The sequence below is a fragment of the Microbulbifer maximicatervae (SeqCode) genome (assembly GCF_052467615.1).
In genome coordinates, this window is the sequence record NZ_CP174319.1 from 1,442,161 (window position 1) to 1,465,913 (window position 23,753).

The following is a 23,753-nucleotide window of genomic DNA, read 5'->3' on the forward strand; positions in this document are numbered from 1 at the left end:
TTGTATAAAATAGGTATACAGTTTGGGCGGAGACGGAATCGGAGAGGGGATAGGTGCGGTATAAAGAGCTTGCCGAACGCTGTATAGAGGATATTCAGTTAGGGAGAATACCAAACGGTCATAAACTACCGTCCCTCAGGCGGTTCGCTGCACAAAACGAAGTGAGCCTGACAACAGCCCAAAGCACCTACTACTTGCTGGAGGAGCTCGGCTGGGCGAAGGTTCGACCGCAATCTGGATTCTTTGCCTCAGTTCCTCCCAGCAGTAACCCGCCTCCCATAATGCCCGCATTCACCTGCCGAACAACAGATCCAGTAAATCACGATTGCTATTTCCGTGGGTTGGGAACAGGGCCATTGGGTGTTGCGTCTTTATCTCCAGAGCTATTGCCGTTAGATTCCCTGGAGCGCAGTATGCGGCGGGCAACCCGAGAGGCTGGCGCCAGGATGCATGGCTATCCGGTTTCCTCTGGGGAGCCGCTTTTGCGCAGTGCGCTTAGTGCACACTTTGCCAGCTATGATTTGCATTTCTCTGCCAATGAATTAGTAGTGACGAATGGTTGTATGGATGCCGTCCGCACGGCGATTGCCATTACGACTAGGCCCGGTGAAGCGGTTGCGATCAGTTCTCCTTGTTACAACGGTCTTCTTAATCTGTTGGCTTTGATGGGGCGAAAAGTTGTTGAGATACCGACTGTTGAAAACGGCTTAGACCTCGCACAGCTAGAGCGCTATATGCAGCAGGGACTGGTCCAAGCGGGTCTTTTTAGCAGCAGTCATATGAATCCTACGGGCGTGTCCCTGAGCTCGGAGCAGAAAGAGAACCTGGCCGCACTGGCTGGTAAATATCGGATTCCAATTGTCGAGGATGATGTGTATTTGGAGCTCGGATTTCAAAGAAGTCTGCCCATGCCCGTGCGCTACTGGGACCGGAGCGGGTATGTGCTTTGGTGTGGCTCTATCTCCAAGACATTGAGCGCAGGCTATCGACTGGGGTGGTGCTTACCAGGAAGGTATCGAAAACAATATGAACGCTATCGATTTACCGAAAGTTTCGGTGTGAACTTGCCCGTCCAATTAGCGGTAGCCGATTTCATCGGTACCACTCAATACTCCCGTCATGTGCAGGGGCTCAGGCAAAAGCTTGCCTTGCAGGTCGCATCCTATCGCAACTACTTAAGTTCATCCTTGCCCGATGAATCGCGCATCAGTGATCCCCATGGAGGAATGGTGATTTGGTTGCAGATCCCAGGGTTGGATAGTCGGAGTCTTTGCCGTATGGCTTCCGAAGAAAATATAGTCTTGCTGGGCGGTGCAGATTTCAGCACGCTTGATCTCTACGGTGATTGTGTGCGGGTGAATTGTGGTTGGCCGCTTGAAAGTAAAGATGGAGGGAAGACTGAGGCCGGATTTCAGTTGGAACGTTTTATCGAGTTAACTCACTCATGCCGATAATTAATATTATTCAGATATTCACAACTTTGGAAGAAGGTACCTGAACTTTCATATCGTTACACTGCTTTTGATAGTTTTTTTTCCTCTGCTAGAATCCGCGTCCCTTTTAGGATGATTGTTCACGGAGGACATCTAATGAAAACTCTTGCCACTTTTACAGCAGCGATTGCTATTGCCGGTGCGGTTCCCGCTCAAGCAGAACAGACTTTTGAACTGCCTAAGTTTAGTCAGTGTTCTGTAGCAGCTTCTGCAAGTAATACTAATGATCGCGAGGTTTATCGCATCTTTTCAGACTTCTATTATGAAATAGAAGACTCTCGAGAGTATGCAGTTAAGGCTGTGCAATACTGGGCTGAAAGCTTTGCAGAAGACTGTGCCGGGGAGACAACTCAAGTCAGCCTGGATATGGTTCAGTGTGATAATTTTATTGGCGGTGCACCGGTTTGCAGAATAGAAAGTGATGAAGGTGATTACGTCGTTGTGAAAGACTATGTTGATTCAACCAACGTAGTACTCTCTCAACATGATCAACAGAATTGGCCAGGAATACATTCTTCGAATGATCAGGAAACTCTGTGGATGGCCAGACCTGAACTCTGCTATAGCGAGCTTCTGGAAGGGGGTATTGATTCCCAGGCATATTACCTGGATGCCTATAACTATCGCTACTTTGGTGATTACCGCTATGTGTTGGCAAGGAGCAGCCGCGATTTAGTGCAAACTCTTGACAGCCAATACAGTCAGTGTGAATACGATACTGCGGGAATTGAAGCCTACAAAATGCAGTGTTCTGAGACTTCCCAGGGGACGAAGGTGTGCGCAACTGCACATACTGGAGCCGGCTATTTCGTATTCGTGAGTGACGATCATCACGGCATGCACGTTATTTTCAACCGCTGGGACTGATTACACTATTAGTCCACTTATAAAACGCCTCCCTGTAAAGGGAGGCACCTGATTGCGAACCCTAATTAGCTTGCTCTATACAGTGCGCAAAGCTTATTGCCAGCAGGGTCTCGTAAGTAGGCGAGGTAGATTGGGCCAACGGCGCTATCCCGTACGCCTGGGGGCTCTTCGCAGCTGGTACCACCGTTGGCAATACCTGCAGCATGCCAGGCATCAACCTCTTCAGAACTGTTCACTGTAAAGCCAATAGTGCTGCCATTGCCATGGCTTGCGGGCTCCCCATTGATGGGTTTGGTGATGGCAAAAATACCGTTGTCATTAAAATAGAAGCAGCGGCCACGATCATCAATAGTGCCGGGTTTGTAACCCAATATTCCAAAAGTGGAATCGTAAAATACCTTTGATTCCTCGATATCGTTGGCCCCGACCATAATATGACTAAACATTGATGTCACCTTAAATTAATTTTAGGGTAGTTGTGCGTGAAAGATTGTATACCAATACTATTAAACATCAATGAATAATCATTCACTCAATGCCTAATAGAATTGTTCGTATATCCGTTACCTCCAGGCTGTACTTCTCAGGGTGTGTGGATTGGTGCAGCTTTCTACCTGTTGGGGTTTATATATGAGATGCCTCACAGATATATTAAATATTGTGCGATTCAATGATCATTAATATTTATTTTAAATTCTGCTGTTGATAATAATGTGGTGGCTAATTCGGGCGATATCGAAATTCTTATCGATATTTTTTTGCTTGACTGGCTGGTATTTGTTTTTTGTTCTTTTTAATAGGTTTTATTTTCTGGTTTGGTTTATTTTTATTGTGGTATATAGGTTGATGGTGTGAATTTTATGAGGTTAAAATTCTGGGGGTTTGATTTGATAAAAAATAATAAATGGTTTTCGCTTAAAGGTTTACTTTGGGTGTAAATTGCGCCAATTATTTAATTAAAAAATTTAATTTTATGGTCAGGTTAAGCTGTCGGCCGTATTTTTTAGGGATAAAAAATGAAGCGTCGAGATCTATTGAAGGCTGCAGGTGTAATGTCTGCATCACCGCTTATGGGAGTGGCATCAGCTAAGGCTGGAACAAGTAATGCTTTGGATGGCTCTAGTTTCCCAGAGTCAATAATGGTTGGTGATCTATCAGATTCCTCCGGAGTACTCAGTGTAATACAGGGAATCTTACCTGATGATGTTATTGGCCATCTTCTTATGGCTGAGGGTATTCCTTTGGCGTCCAACCATCTTACACCTAATGGAAAGGGAGCTTTGACCCGGCTCGACTTTACTGGGCGGAGCAATAACAGTGAAGTTCCCTATACCCGAAAAATGATACGTACCGCGTCTGCGATAATGCAGGAGCAGGATTTAACAGGTTTTGATAAATTCAATTTGTTAGGTGGGACAATATACTCAAGCCCGAATCTGGGATTTATGAACTACTGTAATACGGCCCCCAACTATATGGGAGATAACCGTTTTGCAATGAGTTATGAAGGGGGTATGCCCTATGAGTTTGATGCTACAACTCTAGAGATGGTAACCCCTATTGGAGAAGTGGATGAATGGAAATCGAGCTTACCTCCGCTGCTTGAAAATCTAACCCCAGAAAAGTGGCTATTTCCCCAGGTTCGGACTACCGGTCACCCTTTCTTTGATCTGGAAACAGGTAACTGTATCACCATCAACTATGGTGGAAATATTGGTGATTCTGGTAGCTCAGGATTTATTCGATTAATTCGCTGGGATCGAGAGGGTGCATTTGAAAGTTGGAACATTCGGGATCGTCAGGGTAACAACGCCTATATTGCTGCAAGCTCACACTCTCTTGGCGTAACGCGAAATCATATCATTGTCTTTGAAACTGCAGCGAGAGTTGAATCTACCCGAATTATTGGAACAAGAATAGTTCTGCCTCAAGAACACCGGACCCGGTGTTGGGTTATTCGGAAGGCCGATATGGTGCCGGGTGCTGATACTATTATCGCAGATTACCTGGAGCTCGGCTTTGATACGTCGGACATTGTCTGCAACTACGATGACAATGCGGGTGAGATTACCCTGTATGGCCAATATATGGGGGCAATGGATAAATCTGAGCAGTTATTCCGCTTTGAAATCCTGCAGAAGGGAGGTTTGGTACCCAAGTGGTTGTCCGGATACCCTGCAGCACCGCTGGATGTTGGAGGTTTGGTACGTGCCCGGATTCGAGTTAACTCAAATTCAGCTATTGAGATAAAAGAAGATTACCGGGTTATTCGGGATGATGCGCTTTCCTGGGATATGAATGATCCGGCTTACCGTGGGCACTTCCAGTTCCCTGAAACCTTTGAGCACCTTTATTGGGCTGCTGTGGGTTACAGGCCTGACCATATATCTATGCGGGTTTCCTGGGCATATCGCGATTATCCTGAGCGCCACTACGGCTATTGGAATATGCCTGAAGAAAGTCGTCCTTCTGCCTTGATTCATATGGACTGCGTCAATATGAAAATTGCGGATGCCTTTCAGTTCCCAGAAGATTGCGTAATGCGTACACCGCAATTTATGGCCCGCCCGGGCTCCACGGCCCAGAACGACGGTTATGTGATTGCAGCAGTTGTACGCAAATATCCAACGACATCCGATTCCAATGGTAAAGAGTTTTGGATTTTTGATGCGGCACGTCTCAGCGGTGGGCCAATTTGTATCCTAGCTAACCGATCACTGGAATTTGCAACCACGAATCATGCACTGTGGGTGCCATCCATTGGTCGTCGCCCTTTATCAGCCTACCGGTCAAATTATGCTGATTTTCTTCGCAGTAAAGCGCCTGATCACAGCAGTAATGTTCGGGACATTATCGATGGGGAGCTGCTTCCCCGTTTTGGTTGATTTATCCAGTCTACGTTAATGCAATAAAGGGAGTTTAGGTATGTGTGCAGAAATAATAACCAAATCCAAACATTTATTGAGGTGGTGTAGAAAAGCTCTTTGTATAGCGGGCGTTTTCATGGCTGCTACAAGTGTTGCAGAGCAGCTACCGCCGCCAATTGAAGTGCCTGAGGTATTAAAAAACTACCAGGATACTCAGGATTGTTTCCCTGGTGTTATCCATGATCCGACCAGTATTGATGAAGTTCAGCAGATAGTACGTGATGCAGCGGATCAAGGCCGTAAAGTGATGACAGGGAGTCGCCGATTCAATAGTCAGATTGATGCGGCCTGTGCAGGTAATGGAGAGGTGCAAATCACTCTGGAAAATATGGATCAGGTCGTTAGCCTGGACAAAGATAACCTGTTGGTTACTGTCCAGGCCGGTATGAGATTCCGGGATTTGACCGCCTATCTTCGAGAGCATGAACTAAGTGTGCCGATGGTGACAGAGCTGGCCATATTCACGATAGGCGGTATGCTGGGAAGCGGTACTCACGGTTCAACTTTTACACAAAAAAGCAGCATGATCTCTGATTATGTCACCGAATTGAAGTTGGTTGATGGCAATGGGGACTTACGAGTAATCAATGGTGAGATGCTCAATGCCGCCAGGGTAAACCTAGGTGTTTTAGGCGTAGTTGTTGAAGTGACCATAGAGGTTGAACCTGGCTATAAAGTACAAGCAAAAGTAAAGGGGTATCACAACGATGATGAGCTGGAGGATGTTGTTCTTGATTTGGCTCGAGATAATCATTCAGCTAATGTTGCCTGGTTCCCGGGATTAGGGCGCTATACCGTAACAACTTACAACAAGGTACCTTTGTCGACTAAGGGTAATGCCTACAATGCCCAGGCAGATGTATCAGACTTCTCCGAATATTTATTTGGACTGATATTTGATAGCCTTCATGAAGCCGATAGTGCCGCATTGCAGTGTTTTGCAGCTTCTCTTCGCCATACTGCTCGCTCCAGTTCCTATTTCAGGGATGTTGATTCAGGCTTGAAGAAGTTTATTAAGCCCACTGGACACGCGGACCTGATGCAACATTTCGTATGTAAAGAGCCAGACAAATGTGTCTGGGATAACCTTCCAATTGCACTTCAGGAAGTCGCGATTCCATTTGAAGAGTTGCCAAACTGGATTGCGGATGTCCGCCAGATTATTGCAAATAGTGAAAAAACCTGTTTTCCGCTGAATGGTATTTATTTCCGTTTTGGCAAGGCTTCCGACAGCTATTTAGGGATGACAGCAGGCCGTGACACAGCGTTTGTAGGGATTGAATATACCCTTCGTCAACGAGGTGAAGCTGTGCCAAAGAACTACTTTGTCAATTTGGAAATTGAGCAAATGTCCCTCCGGAAGTATGGGGCCAGGCCTCACTGGGGTAAGAATTCAGTCGCTATTTTTGAGGACATGGCAGAGCGATTCCCCAAATGGTCCCAGTTTATGGATGTTAAAGAAGAGTTGGACCCAAACAATATATTTTCCAACCCCTTTTGGAATCGGGTAAGTGGAGCTGATCCTTTGGAAAACTATTTAACTCCTGGCTGCAATCCCGATGGTCAGTGCTATTGTCAAACAGATGAACACTGTGAAGAGGGTTCCAGCTGCCAAGCGGGAGTTTGGTATTCAGACGCAAGGATTTGTAAAGCTGATTAGAGCACTTTAGGGGGGATAATTCCACCCCCTGTATTTAATTGATAATGAGTAATAATAAGAGGCTTTTAACTGTTGAGCGGGAAAGAATACTCGAGAGACTAAGCCTAAAATCGGTATTCATACCTTATAGGTATTCTTTCCCTGCTCTTTATTATTAAGTTACAGGTTGCTGGTCACAGCAATTAGCAATGCTTTCTCTCACAAGTTGGCAGAAGTGTGCAGGATCTTCCAGAGGCAGCATATGATTTGCTGAGCTTACCTCTTGTGGATGAGTATCTGGAATCAATGTACCTGCCGCAAGCGATACAGTTCTAAATAGCTGGTGAGTATTGCTGCCGTAGGCCACGGAAACTGGAATAGATATGCCTGAAAGACTAGTTGGGTTCAGTGCGGGTTGTTCAGTTTGATTAAGCTGCAGAGGTAGGGTGTAGGCATTATCCAGCTGCTGTACACGATATTTAAGGGGCTGCTGAGAGAAGTAGCCTGCTTGATTCCCAGAGCCGTCGATTAGTAGCTTAACGGCAGTATCCAGCTCACCTTCAGCTGTTGTTTTAAAAATTTCTGCAAACATAGATTCAGCATCTTGGCGATACTCTTCCATGTCATTGTTTTCAATGTATCCCGGATATCCAGGCTCATAAAGGTACAGACTTTTGATTAATTTAGGTGCCTTTATAGCAGCATTTAAGCTCACATCGGCACCATAGGACCATCCTACTAGGTGGACAGGACCTATATCTAGTGCCTCAATCAGCCCTACTAGGTCTGCTGCATGGGTATCAATTCCAAAGGGGCCTTCTGAAGGGTTACCCGGGTTACTGAAATGCCTTTGGGTGAATGAAATCGCTCTAAATTCACTTGATAGAATTTTGCAGTGTTCTTGCCACATACGAGCATCGGCCAGCGCACCATGTACAAAAACAATGGGTTCTCCCTGTCCCTCCTGGAAATAAGAGATAGAGTGGTTGTTTACAGAGATAGAGTCTTTTGGATTTCTGTCCATGGGGCTAGCTTCCTGGGAGCCACTTCTTAGCGCTTATCATAGTCTATAGGAGCTTTATGCTTAACATTTTCTAGTCCAGTTGTTAGGAGAGAGAGACAGCTGCCCTAATGGCTCTCTTATGAGAGTAAACCGACAGGTCTCCTAAGGGTAATCAACGAGTTTTTCGGGTATAGTTGATTTGTTTTGACGTAGCAGGTAGATGTATATGGAATCGCTGATAAAGGACCGCCTGAAATCACTGGAAGTAGAGCGAGATATTGAAATTATCTATGCCTGTGAGTCAGGAAGCCGCGCATGGGGATTTGAATCCCCTGATAGTGACTGGGATGTAAGGTTTATCTACAAACGTGATATTCAGCAATATCTCACTATAGGTACTCCCAGAGATGTTGTTGAGGTTCCATTTGATAAGAAACTTGGCGATGAACTGGACTTGGTCGGCTGGGATATCAAGAAGACTTTAACTTTAATGAGGGCAAGTAACCCCACTTTAATTGAGTGGCTATTTTCGCCAAAGGTCTATTTTAGAAATGAAGATGTTTTGAAGTCATTGCAGGATTTGGCCTTAAAATGTTGGCAGCCGCGAGCATTAGCTCATCACTATGTCAGTATGGGATTTAATACTTATTCCAGATTTATTCAGGAGGGTGATAGAGGCTTTAAAGAGATTAAGGTCAAGAAGTTACTTTATGTGCTGCGTTCACTGCTTAATGCTCTGTATATAAAAGAGTTTACAAAAATTCCTCCTGTGGACTTTAGTCATATGTACAACGAATTGTTGCCTTCCTCAGGAAGTGAGTGGCTTCTGGATATTCTTTCCAGTTTGATTTTGAAAAAGAAGGAGCTTGAAGAGGGCGATTTGATAGCCGTTGATGGCAAACTGGATGGCTGGATACAGGAAAATCTAGATAGATCTGGTGCCAACTCTATAGAGGAAAGGCCAAAATTGGATCTTCCAGAGTTTGACAGGCTTTTTCGTAAAGTGGTTGGTGTATAGTCTTTTAAATCAGGCGGATAGGGCGTCACTTAACACGCGAGTAGACAGCCCAAAAAGCGCTGAGTGACTTGTAATACTTTCCAGTGAATAAACTCAAAGCTGTATTGACGCCTGCAAGAATGCAGGCGTCAAAAGAGGCTCAGCTTTGGTTTTCCAGCAACTGATCCAGCGGCAACTCAGTGCGGTAACGCACCTGCTTCAAAGAGAAACTACTTTTAATATGATCGATGCCAGGGAGCTCAGTGAGTTTTTTATCCAGGAATTCCTGGTAAGCCTGCAAATTGGGTACAACAACGCGCAGCAGGTAGTCGAAATCACCGGTCATCAGGTAGCACTCCATCACTTCCGGCCATTGGCCGATAACCGATTCGAAGTCCTGCAACTCTTTTTTCACTTGGTGGTTAAGAGTAACCTGGATAAATACACTTACCGGTAACCCAACCTTTTCCGGTTCAAGCAGGGTAACTGCGCGTTTTATAAACCCTTGCTCGTTTAGATTTTTAACCCGCCGTGAACAGGGGGAGGGTGAGAGGCAGACTTTTTCTGCAAGCTCAATATTTGGAATGGTGGCATCCTGTTGAAGGATTTCCAGAATTTTCTTGTCGATGGCATCCAGTAAATAGGCCATGGTTATATTCCGTATCTCATCTCTCTGAACGTACGCCGGTATCGCCGGCTGCTAATCATCAACCTGCCAGTGAATCTTTGCTTCCCAGCGTTCTCCGGTAAATTGTGTGCATTGCGTACATGGTTTTTTTTGGTTTGTTATGGCAGTAGCTTCCTATACTGCACATCTTTTGTGAGACCTTCTCGTTTTTTATTAATTTCCCGCTAATGGGTACGTTGCCCAACCGGTTGATACTGGTTAGCTGTAAACGGGCGGAAACTGATATCCCCTGATCAGTTCCAGGCTATGCCTCTCAAAAAGCTGAACCTTTGGCGCTTATTTAGTCACACAGAGTGTGAAGGCCAGAGGCGAGCACCATAAGAGGGCATCTCCTTTCCGCTGTATCCCCCAAAATACTTCATTTTGAGTGATTTGTTGCCAGTAGCTGGTCATCTTTAGCGAGTTATGGCGGCATTATGCCTGAGTTGGGCCAATTTTGGTATGACCTGCTCTGCCGGGCAGTGTTAATTTTAGCGCTATTAAACAGCTCTGGTCTGTTCTGCTGTAACTCGGGAGATGCCGCGAATATTTTCGCGACATGTTACTGGCGTCGAGAACTGGAGTGATGAAAGCAATAAAGCAATAAAGATAAAATAGGTGGTACCCATGGCAATGGTCGAAGGCGATCAGGAATTGGGCTTTGATAGCGAGTATTCGCTGAAAGCGGCTTTTACCCGTGAATCTGGCCGTGTATTCCTGACCGGAATTGACGCCCTGGTTCGTTTGCCCTTAATGCAAAAGCGCATGGACGAGCTGGCGGGCCTCAATACAGCTGGCTTTGTTTCCGGTTATCGCGGTTCCCCATTGGGCGGTTACGACCAGGCCCTGTGGCGGCACAAGAAGCTATTGGCCGAGCGGGAAATCCATTTTGAGCCGGGCATTAATGAAGACCTGGGGGCGACCAATATTTGGGGCACCCAGTTGCTGGATCACTATCGCCAGCAGGCAACGAAAGACGGCGTCTTTTCTATTTGGTATGGCAAGGGCCACGGTGTAGATCGCACCGCAGATGTTTTCCGCCAAGCCAATATTCAGGGCACCTCAAAACTAGGTGGTGTTTTGGCGCTGTGTGGGGATGACCACACTGCAGAATCCTCCATGTTTTCCCACAATACCGACCAGATTTTTGAGTCGGTAATGATGCCGCTGATATTTCCGTCCTCCATTGATGAGTACCTGACCCTGGGCCTCGCGGGCATTGCCTTATCCCGTTTTTCGGGCTTGTGGGTGGGTTTTAAGGCAATTACTGAAACTGTAGAGGCCGGTGCTTCCTTGATTGTGCCGGAGTTGCCCCAGTTTACAATTCCAGCTGACTTCCCAATCCCGCCACACGGCCTGAACTACGATCCCCACCTGAATTGGCCTGCGGAGCGCCTCGAATATGAGCGCCGTATGCTGGAGGAGCGTTTGCCTGCAGCCAAGGCATTCGCCTATGCCAACCGCCTGGATAAAACCACTCACAGTGCGGAGCGAAAACGCTTCGGCATTGTAACGGTGGGTAAGGCCCACGGTGATTTGCTTGAGGCTTTGAAACTGCTCAACTTATCAGAGGCAGATCTGAACTCAGCCGGCATCTCCATCTATAAAGTGGCGATGTCCTGGCCGCTGGAGCCTAGGGGCATCAGTGAGTTCGCCAAGGGCATGGAGCGCTTGCTGGTAGTCGAGGAGAAGCGTCCCCTGGTGGAGGATCAGCTGAAAAACCTGCTCTACGGTTGGGAAGATAGTTATCGTCCGAAGGTAGTCGGTAAGAAAGACCTGGATGGCAAGGACCTGTTGCCGGCAGTGTGGGGCTTTGGCCCGGATCAGGTGGCCAAGGCCATTGCCCGCTGGCTGGTGGATACTGAACTGGCGGCACAGCTGATTCCCCTGGCAGAAAAACTGGGGGGCAATGTCGCTGCAAAGGCTCAGGGCTTGTTGGCTCGTGAACCCATTTTCTGTGCAGGTTGTCCTCATAACACTTCCACCAAATTGCCAGAAGGCAGTTTGGGGAGTGCCGGTATTGGCTGTCATATTATGGCTTTGGGTAAAGGCCTGCGCACCGATACCTATTCCCATATGGGAGGCGAGGGCGCCCAATGGGTAGGACTGCACCGTTTTTCCTGCGCCGAGCATATTTTCCAGAATATGGGCGATGGAACCTACAACCACTCCGGGCTATTGGCCATTCGCCAGGCCGTGGCGAGCCAGGTGAATATCACCTACAAAATTCTTCTGAACGATGCGGTGGCCATGACCGGTGGCCAACCCGCCGATGGCGAAGTTAATGCTCCCTCCCTGGCTGCACAGTTGCTGGCCGAGGGGGTTGGTACGGTTATTCTTTTGACCGAGAACCCCGACCACTGGCGCGAACACCGCAGCCAACTGCCCACTGCCGTAGAAGTTCTTCCCCGCTCTGAGCTGGATGCCGTGCAGCGCCGCCTGCGGGAAACTGCTGGTGTGACGGCGATTATTTATGAGCAGGTCTGCGCAGCCGAAAAACGCCGCCGCCGCAAGAAAAAACAGATGGTCGATCCATCCCAGCGATTGCTGATTAACCACCGGGTCTGCGAAGGCTGTGGCGATTGCAGTGTGCAGTCCAGCTGTATTGCGGTGGAGCCACTGGAAACCCCGTTGGGGCGCAAGCGTCAAATCAACCAGTCCAGCTGCAACAAGGATATGCGCTGTGCCGATGGTTTCTGCCCGAGCTTTGTCACTGTGGAAGGGGGAGAACTGAAAAAGCCCCCGGTGCAGTCCCTGGCGGATGCCTTGGACGTGGCTATTGCCGGATTACCTTCTGCGCCGGTCGCGACTCTGGCCCAGCCCCTCAGTATTTTGGTGGCCGGCATTGGTGGCAGTGGTGTACTTACCGTGGCGGCACTGCTGGGTATGGCGGCGCACCTGGAAGAGAAGGGCAGTACAACTTTGTACTTTACCGGACTCTCACAAAAAAATGGCGCCGTAGTGGCTCATGTGAAAGTGGGAGAAAACCCCGAGGCGATTACCACCGCTCGTATTCGCGATGGCGCGGCGCAGTTGTTACTGGGTTGCGATATGGTCACCGCCGCTGGCCAGCGAACCAAATTTGCCACCGGCGAAATGCGTGCCCTGGTAAATACTGCTGAAGTACCGGTAGCGGCCTTTGTTCGCGACAACGAGCTGGCATTCCCTGCCGATGCGACCCAACAGAGTATTGAGTCTCTGTGTGCAGAATATTTTGCCTTTGATGCGAATAAATATGCCCAGGCACTGTTTGGCGATACCGTAGCCAGTAACTTGATGATTATGGGTTTTGCCTGCCAGAAAGGACTGCTGCCAATCGGTGAAGCGGCCCTGGAGCGGGCCATCGAACTCAATGGCGTGGCGGTAGAGAACAACCTGCGCGCTTTCCGCGCTGGCCGTTTGCTGGCGGAGAATCCTAAAGCGATCGAGCAATTGGCAGTGCCGGCCAAGCCGGTGAAATTGGTGGAGCCTGAGGAGTCGGTGGAGCAGTTGCTGGAGCGATTGGCAGCAGAGCTTCGCGACTATCAAAGCCCGGCCTATGCGGCAGAATTCCTTCGCCATATAGAGGCGCTGCGCAAAGCAGAATCCTCACTGCCAGCTGCTCGGGGCGATCTTACCCGTATGGGTGCGCGCAGCCTTTATAAAGCGATGGCTTATAAAGATGAGTACGAAGTGGCGCGCCTCTACACCGGTGAAGATTTCAAGCGACAGCTACGTGAGACATTCAGCGGCGACTACACCCTGAAATTCCATATGGCGCCGCCGCTTCTTGCTCGCCCCGATAGCAGTGGTCGCGTACGCAAAATGCAGTTTGGCCCCTGGATGGGCAAGCTGATGCCGCTGTTGGCTAAGGGTAAAGTGCTTCGCGGTACTGCACTGGATGTCTTCGGTTACACCCAGGAGCGCCGTGCTGAACGGCGCTGGGCCCAACAGGTGGCCAAAGCAGTTGATAGCGTGGCCGCGCATCTGTCCGGCGAAAACCTGTCAGAGGCACAAGAGCTGCTCGAAATCCCCCTTCAAGTGCGTGGCTATGGCCATGTGCGCGAGGAAAAATTCGCGGCGGTCAGCGATCGTTGGGATGAGCTTTCTGCAGTATTTGTGGATGGGGAGCAAGAGCCGACTTCTCTGGCGGCGTCCTAGACGCCGCAGCTCTTTTAATCGGTGTCAGCCCGGACGAAACGGGATAAGGCGGTTTAGCAACCAGCCGCTGACACCGGTAATCGCCACCGGTGCCTGTACCGCAGAGAAGCACAGGCACTCTTGATCTTCTGTGACCGTCGGGCGGTGCACGTCGCCGGGTTCCCGCAACAGAAAGTCCCCAGGACTATAAACACCATCGCTATCAGAGAAACTGCCGTACAAAACCAGGGTGAGTTCGTAGCCCCGGTGATCGTGCTCTGCTACTTTGCCGCCACAACTGAGGCGATGAAAGCTCACTTCATATTGATCCTGCCCGGTTTTTAGTCGACACATTTTCAGGGCGGGCGCGATAGTTTTCCACTTGATCGGGGGATTTTTTTCCAGCAGCTTGTGCACGACTGGCGGTGCACCCGCCAGCATGGGCTCCGTGGATTTGGATCTCTCGGGAGCCACTTGTTGCTCCGGTTCAGCGGCCTGATCAATACGTCCCATCAGGCGTTGGAAAGCCTCATCGTTTACGGCCTGTGGTGCACAGGACTCCAGAATGGAGCCACCCAGGGTGTTCATGGTTTGATATTGAGCGCGACACTCGGCACACATTTGTATATGGGCGGAAACGACCAGGCTGGCGCCTTTGGGCAGGCTGCCGGAAGCGTATTCAAGGAGTAAATTTTTATCGGGGTGGTGGCGAATCATACTAAACCTACTTGGCCAACCTCGCTTGTAACTTCTTTAGGGCCAGTCGCACGCGGGACTTTACCGTGCCCAATGGTAATTCCAGCTCCTTGGATATCTCACTGTGGGATTTTCCCTCCATATACGCCTTTTCCAAGACGTGGCTCTGTTCTGCCGGCAGGCTGTGCAGGCCGTCCGCAACTTCCTTTTCGTTGCGTCTTCTCTGTAGAAATATTAACGGTTGGTGTTCGGGGGTTTCATCCCAAACATCCATGGCTTCAATAATCTCGGCGTTTTGATGACGCCCGTTACGGCGCAACATGTCGATACGAGTGTTGCGCATAATGGTGAATATCCAGGTGCTGGCAGAAGCCTTACTAGCATCGAAGCTGGGGGCCTTGCGCCAGACTTTAAACAGGGTTTCCTGAACTAGCTCATCGGCGGCTTCAGCGCTAATTGCCTGAGTGGTGCGGCTGTGATGGAAACCCTTAATTAGTGGGGCAAAGTGGTGAAAGAGCTGCTCAAAGGACTGGCGATCACGCTCCGCACCGACTCGCGTCAGCAGGGCACTCCAGTCCTGGTCCTCTCTTTGTGGCAGTTTCACCGGGCGTATTTCACTTTTTGCTTGGGGGCTATGCGCCATGTTAACGGTCTTTCTGTCGTTGTCGATACTCACGCAATCAAGCATGTGTGGAAATTAGTGTTGAGACCTGTTGTGGTACATCCGTGTACCACACTCTGCAACAGACTCTCAGGGGGAGACTTCCAAGTTGTCTGATAACTACTTACGCAGAGGGGGCATAACTGGATCTCCCTGGCCTACCTTTTATTAAGCGGTGATCCAACCGATGGGGTGTGGCGTATTTATCTGCAGCTTGAACAGTAAGGAATCCGATGATGAGCGCGTTGATTGAGGAGCTAGAGGAGTACTACAAAGACTTCCTGATGCAGGAAACTGGCAGCCTTGGATCACTATATAGCGACGATGTCATTTTTTGTGACCCGTTGCATCGGATAGAGGGATTGCCTGCTTTAAAGAGTTACTTTGCGGGAATGAGCAGGGGGCTTACCCAGTGCCGCTTCCAATTTGATGATCTGCCGGTGGTGGGCGAGGGCAGCGCCTGCCTTTCGTGGACCATGCACTACCGACACCAATCACTCAAAGGTGGACGCCCATTACAACTTCGTGGCTGTAGCCTGTTGCGTTACACCGATAAGATTCACTACCACGAGGACTTTTACGATATGGGTGCCATGGTCTATGAGCAGGTGCCGGTATTGGGCTCCTGCATTGGTTTTATCAAGTCGCGAATGGAGCGCAACTAAGTGTCCCAGGGGATTCGCGATAAAACCATCTGGATCACAGGTGCTAGTTCGGGTATTGGACGCGCGCTCACATTGCGCCTGGTGGAGCAGAATAATTTTGTGATTGCCAGCGGTCGCAGGCTGGATGCGCTGACGGAGTTACAGAACATAGCCCCCAGTCGCCTCAGGGTATTGGACTGTGACCTTAGTGATGATGCGGTAATGCCGGGAGTTGCTCGGCGATTAGCGGACTTCACAGATCACCTGGATATGGTGATTGCTTGCGCTGGTACCTGTGAATATGACGACGACCTTCAATTGGATATCACCATGTACCGGCGGGTTTTTGATGGCAACTTCTTTGCCTTGGTGAATACCTTGAAATGCGCGCAGCCACTGTTAGCCGCAAGCCGGACTCCGGTTTTTGCCGCGCTCGGTAGTCTCTCGTCAGTGGTGCCTTTTCCCCGCGCCGAAGCGTATGGCAGCTCCAAAGCGGCGGTGGCCTATTTTTTAGAGTCGGTGCGCGCCGATACCAGCCTCACTCCACTTCGAGTAGTTCAAATTCGCCCGGGGTTTGTCGATACCCGCCTTACCCAGCGCAATGATTTTGATATGCCCTTTTTAATGACTCCAGAGCAAGCTGCCGAGCGCATTGAACGCGGGCTCTGTGGCGTTGGGAGCACAGTTGATTTCCCCAAACGGCTCAGCTGGCCTCTGCGGTTTCTGGGTTTTTTCAGCTCAATCTGGTTCCGTTTTTGCGTACCCAAAATGACAAGAATCCGCACTCTAAGGAAGAATTGATGCGAATCGCTATTGTTGGCAGCGGCATTGCCGGTCTTACTGCCGCTTATCTATTGAATCGAAAGTACGATGTCACCCTGTTTGAAGCACAGGCGCGCCTGGGAGGGCATACCGCTACGGTTGATATTGATGATGGGGGGCGCCGGTTAGCAGTGGATACCGGCTTTATTGTTTACAACGACTGGACCTATCCGAATTTTATTCGCTTGCTTAAAGAGCTGGGAGTTCAATCCCAACCCACCTCCATGGGCTTTAGTGTGCGCTGCGATCAGGAGGGGTTTGAATATGCGGGTAACAATCTCAACAGCCTGTTTGCACAGCGCTCGAACATCGTCAGCGCTGGGCACTGGCGTATGCTCTGGGACATTGTGCGCTTTAATCGTAATGCCCTCCGCGACTGGCAGGAGGGGAGGCTGGGCGAGACATTGACCCTGGGTGAGTATCTACCTGCGAACGGTTACTCCGCGGAATTCGCCAATCGCTATTTGGTACCTATGGGCTCTGCTATCTGGTCTGCCAGTGTGGCGCAAATGCTGGAGTTTTCTGTTAGTTTCTTTGTCCGCTTCTTTGTCAATCACGGCCTGCTCAACCTGGTGCGTCGCCCGCAGTGGCGAGTGATTAAGGGTGGGTCGCGTGAATATATTGATCCGTTAATACAATCTTTCGCAGATAAAATTCGCTTATCTACGCCCATTGAGGCCGTGCAACGCTGTCGAGAAGGTGTGAATGTTCGCACCGCAGCCGGGGAAAATCTGGAATTTGATGCCGTTGTTTTCGCTTGCCATTCCGATCAGGCCCTTCAATGTTTGACCGACCCCAGCGGCAGTGAGCAAAAAATCCTGGGGGCTATACCCTATGCAAAAAATGCCGTGGTCCTGCATACAGACTGCACCTTGCTACCCCGTCACCGTCGTAGTTGGTCGAGTTGGAATTACCAATTGCGCAGTGAACAGGATGCACTGCCTGTTTTGACATACAACATGAATATACTTCAGGGCTTGAATACCGAGAAAACCTATTGTGTCACTCTGAATGCCGAAGAGCGTATCGATCCCAAGTCTGTGCTCGGTCGTTTTGAATACTCCCATCCCCAGTTCTCTGTGGCCGGAACACGAGCGCAACAGCAGTGGGATAGTATTAATGGTGTTAACCGCACCTGGTTCTGCGGTGCTTATTGGGCAAATGGATTTCATGAAGATGGTGTAACGAGTGCGTTGCGAGTGGCTCGGGGGTTGGGTGTTGACTGGTAAGGAGGCCGGTATCATGGAAAGTGCGATTTATACCGGGTGGTTGGAACACCGGCGCTTTGCGCCCAGAGCTCATCAGTTTCGCTACCAGGTTTTTATGATGTACGTCGATCTGGCAGAGGTGGAAGCCATTTGCCAGCTCTCACCTCTTTGGTCCTCCCAGCGGCGGGCACCTGCAAGGTTTTGTCGCAGTGATTTTTTTGGCGATGAATCCCTCAGTCTTGATGAGGCGGTTCGACAGCGGGTGGAGGAGGAAGCGGGAGAGCAGCCTGTGGGACCAATTCGCTTGCTGGCCAATTGGCGCTACTTTGGCTACAACATGAATCCACTCAGTGTTTACTATTGTTTCGATGCTGAGGGCCAGAATGTGGATTGGCTGCTCCTGGATGTACACAACACACCCTGGAAAGAGCGTCACAGCTATGTTTTGGATTGCCGTAATAATACCAAGTTGCAAAAAGCGACCTTCGCAAAAACGTTTCATGTCTCGCCTTTTATGCCCATGGCCCAAGGGTATCGATGGAGGGGGACAAAACCTGGGGAAAAGCTGACAGCCTACCTGCAAAATTTTGATGCGAGTGCTGCGGATACAGAAGATGGCACTCGCCCAATGTTTGATGCAACCCTGAGTTTACAGCGTTGCGAAATTAGCGGCCGATCACTTAATTCAATATTGATCCAGTATCCCTTGATGACCGTAAAAGTTATAGCCGCCATTTATTGGCAGGCACTGAAATTATGGGTCAAGCGTATTCCGGTATTTTCGCATCCTCGCGACGACGCTGAGGTTCAGGCAGGAGATAAACAACTATGAGAGCAGTTCAGGAAGTTGATCAGGCTTCGTCGTCAAAATCAGAAGTATCGGCACAGTCCTGGCCAGTTCGCCTGGCGCGCAAGCTGGTGTTGGAAAAACTCAAGGGTATTGATCGTGGCCACTTGCTAATTGAAGAGGGGGAGCAGTGTTACCATTTTGGCCAGAGGCCAGAAGAAGCAGAGATCTCGGCACATATTTGCGTACACGATCCATCCAGCTATATACAGGTGCTTTTAAATGGAACCATTGGTTCTGGAGAAGCCTTTATGCAGGGCGCCTGGACTTCAACCAATACTGTGGACCTGATTCGCCTGATGGTTGACAACATGGAATTGGTGGAAGGTATCGATAGTCGTTGGAGTTATTTACCCCGGTTAGGCCTGCGCTGGTTACATCAGTTGAATGCGAATAACCGCAATGGCTCACGCAAGAATATTTCTGCACACTATGACCTGGGCAATGAATTTTTCCGGTTATTTTTAGACAGGACCATGCTGTATTCATCTGCGGTCTACCCGTCTGAAAACGCAACCCTGTTTGAAGCCTCTAATCACAAACTGGAACTGATCTGTCGAAAGTTAAAGTTAAAACCCTCCGATCACCTCCTTGAGATTGGTACTGGTTGGGGGGGGATGGCCATTCATGCTGCCAAGTACTATGGCTGTAAAGTAACAACCACTACTATTTCCCAAGAGCAATATGACTATGCCCGCCAATGGGTGAAGCACGAAGGGTTAGAGGAGCAGGTGACCCTGCTATTACAAGACTATCGGGACCTGAAAGGTCAGTACGATAAAATTGTATCGATTGAAATGGTGGAAGCGGTAGGTCACGAATTTCACAAGACCTTCTTCGCCGGTTGTAGCGAATTACTCAAAGAGGATGGCCTGATGGTGATGCAGGCAATCACCATTCGCGACCAGCGCTACCACGAGTATCGCAAAGAGGTCGACTTCATTCAGCGATATATTTTCCCCGGTGGCTGCCTGCCATCTAATCAGGTTATCGCGGACCATATTGCCAATTCAACAGATATGCAAATTGTTGGGCTCGAAGACATCACCGCCCATTACGCCCGCACGTTAAGTGACTGGCGCAAAGCATTTTTTGAGCGAATTTCCAAAGTGCGCGAGTTAGGTTTTGATGAGCGCTTTATCCGTATGTGGGAATTCTATTTATGCTATTGCGAAGGGGGGTTTTTGCAACGAGTGATTGGTACCGCCCAATTTGTGTTCGCCAAACCTCGGTTTCTGGGTAATTTCTAAAGTCTCTCCGGTTACTGTTGTGATGTGTTTGGCTTTCAGAATGGCTCAGGATCAAGGCGTGATTTCAGGGGGTTGTTTAAACCTTTTAAGAGTTTGCAATCCAAGATTATTACGGAATCAACCAGAGGCTCTCCTGCATGTGGCGTTTTGTCGCTAATGCCTTACTCTTCGATATCGCTTGGCCACTGTGCGTCATAGTGGCCAAGGTGTGGTTGGTGGTACCCTTTACTCTGTTGAACCTTTTTGTACATCTGCGCTATATCGCCAATTTGCCCAGGGAACCGCTTTGGTTAGCGGGGGTGTTTATCTTTGGTGTGTCTATAGACTCTATCTTGTTTCATTTGGGGGTGATGCGAAATGACAGCGGCTCCTCCTGGCCTCCCTTATGGCTGATCTGCCTGTGGTTGAACTTTGCCATGACCTTACGATACAGTTTGGTTTTCTTACAGAAAAATCTATGGTTGGCGGTAATCCTGGGTGGTTTTTTCGGACCATTTAGTTACTTTACCGGTGCATTCCTAAATGGCACTGTGGAATTGCACAGGCCCTTGTGGCAATCCCTGGGAACATTAAGTGTAATTTGGGCCTGCATCCTGCCGTTGTTTGCCTATTTGGCAAGAAAGATTTGTCAAAAAGAGGTGAGCAATGCTTGAATTTATTGCGATGTCGGCTATTGCCGGAACTAACTGTCACTATGAAGGGCCTTTCCTGGTCAAAGGTTTGGCCTATGATCCGGATAATCAACAGTTGCAGTACTGCGAATATTATACTTCGCAAGATAATGGCGAAATAACTGTTTTCTACTATGCACCCCAGGGTGATTTGATAGCAGAGAAAACTCTTCGAGAGCGAAATGGCCCCGCAGCTGGTCGCAGTGCCTTACCTAGCGTCACTCAAATAGATCGGAGGCACGGCGAAGTCCGTGAAGTCCTTTGGGATGACGGCCAGTGGATGATGCGCTACAGAGCCAACGAGGGCGAAGCCTGGAAAGTAAGTTTGCGAGAGGCAAGAAGTGTTGATGTAGTTGATGCAGGCTTTGATACTTATGTGCGTGACCACTGGGACTTATTGTCTTCAGGAAAAACTCTTAAATTCAATTTTGCTTCGCCACTGCATGGTCGATCGATAAAGCTGCGCGCTAAGGCAGTATCCTGTAATCAAGCGGCAGGTGAAAATACTTGTATACGAGTAGATGTTTCCCAGCCTCTTATCCGCCTTTTCGTAGAGGACTTAAATCTCACTTACGATACAGAGAGTCGGCGATTAAAGAGTTTTAAGGGCATAGTAAATATCCTCGATCCACAAGCGAAATCTCAAGAATTAGAAGTGTTTTACCAATATTCAATTCTGCCTGTAGGAACCCAGCCTGCAGATCCATAGATAGAAAGAGCCCTCCGCTAATAGCTACAACACTATTTACGCCTGTTGGATTTGTTGCCCAGCGGGTCATTCATTTTTAGGCGCCGGACTGGCGCCAAGTTCTACCAGCAGCTAAACCTAAAGAAGAAAAGCGTGACAAGCTCACTATCCTGTGGCGAAAGCGATATGGGGTGTTTGATGAAGACTGCTATTTCTGCAACTGCTGGAATTATGATGTCGCTGCTTTACGGCTGTGCGAATCAGCCAGAGCAGGTTCCCGGTGCCGGTGGAATCGTTATCGATACCTGGGGCGTTAATATGAATCAGTATCAAGCGGACCTTGCAGAGTGCAAGGGAATCGCTTACTCCACGTACAGTGACCAAGGGCGCAGAACAGCTGCCGGTGCTGCGGGTGGTGCTGTAGTAGGTGGTGCGCTCGGTGCAATAGTCGGTGACAGCGGGCGTGCTGCGGTAGCCGGAGCTGGTGCCGGCGCGCTTGTTGGGGGCTTGTCAGGGGCGGGTAGTGCGAGCTCTGAGGCAACCTACATCATCAAGAATTGCCTGGTTGGTCGCGGATATCGAGTGTTGAATTGATCTTCTGCGTAAAACTGCGGTCCAATTTCTCATCAGTCCTCTGCTATTCAGCAACCTCACAGGACTTGGCACTGGCCGGGGGAAGTCCCCTCGGCCTTTTTTCTGTTTTACAGCTTTAATTTCAATCTTTTACTTTCTCCCGGTTAACACTTTTAATTTCTGTGCTAGGGAGCCTCTGAATAATTCCGTAATGCTTCTGCGGGTCTTGAAGGCTGCAGATGTTAGGCGCAGCTCACCGCGAATGGCCGTAGCCCTTTGCAAGAGCTGCAACGCAACAGCTGCGGCCTTCAAGGCCCGCCCTTCGGGGCATGCAGAGCGATTCACACTCCGCGTTGCAACTTCTTGAAAGGTCTAGACATTCCTGCGAAGTCGCGCCTTGATTGTGAACCGCTCTGCATGCCAGAGGCATCACGGAATTATTCAGAGGCTCCCTGGATAGTAGGGCCACTAGTTTCTAGAAAATAAAATTGTAAGGGTGCAATAAAGTCTACAGCTGAATGGCGTCTAAACTTTTAAGGTCATTTGTGATTTCCTTTTCTTCAAGGAGCCCGCCATGTCTACTGCATCAACTATTAATGCCTATGCAGTCTTAGAGGCCGGCGGTCCATTTAAGACCTACCAAATTGCAGCAGGAGAGTTGGGTGCAACAGAGGTTGAACTGGAAATCATGTACTGTGGCATCTGTCATAGTGACTTGAGCATGATTGAAAATGAATGGGGTATTGGACAGTACCCTATGGTTGCCGGTCACGAAGTCATCGGCCGTGTCACCGCGATGGGGGAGCAAGTAGCGCACCTTAAAAAGGGCACGGTGGTTGGGTTGGGGTGGAATTCAGGCTACTGTGAAACATGCCATACTTGCCGAATTGGTGACCTCAACTTATGTAGAGAGGCAAAGTTCACCATACTCACCAATGGAGGCTTTGCCGATAAAGCCAGGGCGGACATGAGTAGCCTGGTTGTTATCCCTGATGGTGTGGATTATGCATCAGCCGGCCCCCTTTTATGTGCGGGTATTACCGTATTCAATCCATTGGTCCAATTTGATATCAAACCCACTGACAAAGTGGCAGTGATTGGTATTGGTGGCTTGGGCCATCTTGCCTTGAAGTTTTTCCATGCCTGGGGCTGTGAAGTTACCGCGTTTACATCCAGCGAGGAAAAACGTAAAGAAGCCTTAGCTCTGGGTGCTCATAAAACACTGAACTCCCGTGATCCCGCAGAGATTCAAGCAGCGGCAATGAGCTTTGATTTTATTCTGTCGACTGTGAATGTCAGTCTTGATTGGGATTTGTATATCCAGGCTTTGAAACCAAAAGGGCGTTTACACTTTGTTGGAGCTGTAACTAACCCAATCCAATTTACTCTATTCCCCTTGTTATTTGGGCAGCGCTCAATTTCAGCATCTCCAGTCGGCAGCCCTGGTACCATCGAAACTATGCTTGAGTTTGTGGCGCATCATAAGATTAAACCTGAGATAGAGATTTTCCCAATGAGCCAGATAGAAGCGGCATTTGAGCATTTGAAATCTGGTAAGGCTAAGTATCGGATTGTTTTGTCGCAGGAAGGGTAGAAACAGAATTGACGTACTGTGGTGCTGTTAAGAGCGAAGTGTGTTTTTTTTATGTCTACAGCTTAAAAAATTGCATCAATTAGTATCTTAGGGTTGGCCACCCTGGGTGACTTAATGGTGTAAAATTTTCTATTTTGAACTCAATCATCTACTATTTCTTATCTTTAGTTGAGCTTTATGAAAATGTGCGTTGGGGCGTGCAAATACTCAGTGAGTGGATGTCGTTGAGTATAAAAGGTTGGGTTAATTGTGTTTTTCTATATTTTTAAATTTATTAATTTTAGAGATTCTACGATTGGTGTGTGATTGTAGATAGTTATGGTTGATTTCTGTGTTTTGTTGAGCTGATTTGGTGTGTTAGGTTGATGTTGTTTTTTGTTATTATTG

The 23,753-nt window shown here is 48.8% G+C and carries 20 protein-coding genes; 15 read left to right on the forward strand and 5 right to left on the reverse strand.

The features are described 5' to 3' along the window. Positions 1 to 53 precede the first annotated feature (53 nt). Together ACJJIM_RS06590 and ACJJIM_RS06595 are read left to right on the forward strand one after the other, a co-directional pair. Positions 54 to 1,454: an aminotransferase-like domain-containing protein gene (locus tag ACJJIM_RS06590; protein ID WP_444912741.1), complete on the forward strand. Its 1,401-nt coding sequence runs from the start codon at positions 54 to 56 to the stop codon at positions 1,452 to 1,454. A gap of 135 nt (positions 1,455 to 1,589) precedes the next feature. Then, positions 1,590 to 2,360: a hypothetical protein gene (locus tag ACJJIM_RS06595; RefSeq protein ID WP_444912742.1), complete on the forward strand. Its 771-nt coding sequence runs from the start codon at positions 1,590 to 1,592 to the stop codon at positions 2,358 to 2,360. Between the two features lie 65 nt (positions 2,361 to 2,425). On the opposite strand, the gene ACJJIM_RS06600 is transcribed toward ACJJIM_RS06595, so the two are convergent. Then, a complete protein-coding gene (locus ACJJIM_RS06600) occupies positions 2,426 to 2,806 on the reverse strand; it encodes a VOC family protein (protein ID WP_413665310.1) in 381 nt (126 codons plus the stop codon). Positions 2,807 to 3,376: 570 nt separating this feature from the next. On the opposite strand from ACJJIM_RS06600, the gene ACJJIM_RS06605 reads away from it, so the two are divergent. Next, positions 3,377 to 5,245 carry a carotenoid oxygenase family protein gene (locus tag ACJJIM_RS06605; RefSeq protein ID WP_444912743.1) on the forward strand — a complete coding sequence of 623 codons (1,869 nt, stop codon included), beginning with the start codon at positions 3,377 to 3,379 and terminating at the stop codon, positions 5,243 to 5,245. A gap of 118 nt (positions 5,246 to 5,363) precedes the next feature. After that, on the forward strand, positions 5,364 to 6,947 hold the full coding sequence (locus ACJJIM_RS06610; RefSeq protein WP_413665312.1) for a D-arabinono-1,4-lactone oxidase: 1,584 nt from the start codon (positions 5,364 to 5,366) through the stop codon (positions 6,945 to 6,947). 154 nt (positions 6,948 to 7,101) lie between these two features. Here the strand turns inward: ACJJIM_RS06610 and ACJJIM_RS06615 are convergent, their stop codons facing one another. After that, a complete protein-coding gene (locus tag ACJJIM_RS06615) occupies positions 7,102 to 7,950 on the reverse strand; it encodes an alpha/beta fold hydrolase (RefSeq protein WP_444912744.1) in 849 nt (282 codons plus the stop codon). Positions 7,951 to 8,155: 205 nt separating this feature from the next. Here ACJJIM_RS06615 and ACJJIM_RS06620 point away from each other — a divergent pair, with 205 nt between their 5' ends. Next, entirely contained in the window at positions 8,156 to 8,947 is a 792-nt protein-coding gene (locus ACJJIM_RS06620; RefSeq protein WP_444912745.1) for a nucleotidyltransferase domain-containing protein, read from the forward strand. Positions 8,948 to 9,086: 139 nt separating this feature from the next. Here the strand turns inward: ACJJIM_RS06620 and ACJJIM_RS06625 are convergent, their stop codons facing one another. Next, complete coding sequence (locus tag ACJJIM_RS06625; RefSeq protein ID WP_413665315.1) at positions 9,087 to 9,575, reverse strand: Lrp/AsnC family transcriptional regulator; 489 nt, start codon at positions 9,573 to 9,575, stop codon at positions 9,087 to 9,089. A 645-nt stretch (positions 9,576 to 10,220) separates the two neighbouring features. Between ACJJIM_RS06625 and ACJJIM_RS06630 the strand changes: the two genes are divergently transcribed. After that, positions 10,221 to 13,733, forward strand: coding sequence for an indolepyruvate ferredoxin oxidoreductase family protein (locus ACJJIM_RS06630; protein ID WP_444912746.1), 3,513 nt, complete (start codon positions 10,221 to 10,223; stop codon positions 13,731 to 13,733). Positions 13,734 to 13,757: 24 nt separating this feature from the next. Here the strand turns inward: ACJJIM_RS06630 and ACJJIM_RS06635 are convergent, their stop codons facing one another. Further along, complete coding sequence (locus tag ACJJIM_RS06635; RefSeq protein ID WP_444912747.1) at positions 13,758 to 14,429, reverse strand: ChrR family anti-sigma-E factor; 672 nt, start codon at positions 14,427 to 14,429, stop codon at positions 13,758 to 13,760. Positions 14,430 to 14,436: 7 nt separating this feature from the next. After that, on the reverse strand, positions 14,437 to 15,051 hold the full coding sequence (locus tag ACJJIM_RS06640; protein WP_444912748.1) for a sigma-70 family RNA polymerase sigma factor: 615 nt from the start codon (positions 15,049 to 15,051) through the stop codon (positions 14,437 to 14,439). Positions 15,052 to 15,305: 254 nt separating this feature from the next. On the opposite strand from ACJJIM_RS06640, the gene ACJJIM_RS06645 reads away from it, so the two are divergent. The 9 genes from ACJJIM_RS06645 to ahr all read left to right on the forward strand — a co-directional run bounded on the left by ACJJIM_RS06645 (position 15,306) and on the right by ahr (position 23,366). Further along, entirely contained in the window at positions 15,306 to 15,734 is a 429-nt protein-coding gene (locus tag ACJJIM_RS06645) for a nuclear transport factor 2 family protein (RefSeq protein ID WP_413665319.1), read from the forward strand. Then, entirely contained in the window at positions 15,735 to 16,514 is a 780-nt protein-coding gene (locus tag ACJJIM_RS06650; protein WP_444912749.1) for an SDR family NAD(P)-dependent oxidoreductase, read from the forward strand. Next, positions 16,514 to 17,764 carry an NAD(P)/FAD-dependent oxidoreductase gene (locus ACJJIM_RS06655; RefSeq protein ID WP_444912750.1) on the forward strand — a complete coding sequence of 417 codons (1,251 nt, stop codon included), beginning with the start codon at positions 16,514 to 16,516 and terminating at the stop codon, positions 17,762 to 17,764. Before ACJJIM_RS06650 ends, ACJJIM_RS06655 begins: the two co-directional genes overlap by 1 nt. Before the next feature lie 13 nt (positions 17,765 to 17,777). Further along, complete coding sequence (locus ACJJIM_RS06660; RefSeq protein ID WP_444912751.1) at positions 17,778 to 18,575, forward strand: DUF1365 domain-containing protein; 798 nt, start codon at positions 17,778 to 17,780, stop codon at positions 18,573 to 18,575. Continuing rightward, positions 18,572 to 19,840, forward strand: coding sequence for a class I SAM-dependent methyltransferase (locus tag ACJJIM_RS06665; protein WP_444912752.1), 1,269 nt, complete (start codon positions 18,572 to 18,574; stop codon positions 19,838 to 19,840). The genes ACJJIM_RS06660 and ACJJIM_RS06665 overlap by 4 nt, the downstream gene beginning before the upstream one ends. Before the next feature lie 137 nt (positions 19,841 to 19,977). Then, on the forward strand, positions 19,978 to 20,493 hold the full coding sequence (locus tag ACJJIM_RS06670) for a DUF2878 domain-containing protein (protein WP_444912753.1): 516 nt from the start codon (positions 19,978 to 19,980) through the stop codon (positions 20,491 to 20,493). Further along, on the forward strand, positions 20,486 to 21,220 hold the full coding sequence (locus tag ACJJIM_RS06675; RefSeq protein WP_444912754.1) for a hypothetical protein: 735 nt from the start codon (positions 20,486 to 20,488) through the stop codon (positions 21,218 to 21,220). The genes ACJJIM_RS06670 and ACJJIM_RS06675 overlap by 8 nt, the downstream gene beginning before the upstream one ends. 177 nt (positions 21,221 to 21,397) lie before the next feature. Next, on the forward strand, positions 21,398 to 21,793 hold the full coding sequence (locus ACJJIM_RS06680; RefSeq protein WP_444896834.1) for a glycine zipper family protein: 396 nt from the start codon (positions 21,398 to 21,400) through the stop codon (positions 21,791 to 21,793). A gap of 553 nt (positions 21,794 to 22,346) precedes the next feature. Next, positions 22,347 to 23,366 carry an NADPH-dependent aldehyde reductase Ahr gene (gene ahr, locus ACJJIM_RS06685; RefSeq protein WP_444905634.1) on the forward strand — a complete coding sequence of 340 codons (1,020 nt, stop codon included), beginning with the start codon at positions 22,347 to 22,349 and terminating at the stop codon, positions 23,364 to 23,366. The last annotated feature ends 387 nt before the right edge of the window (positions 23,367 to 23,753 follow it).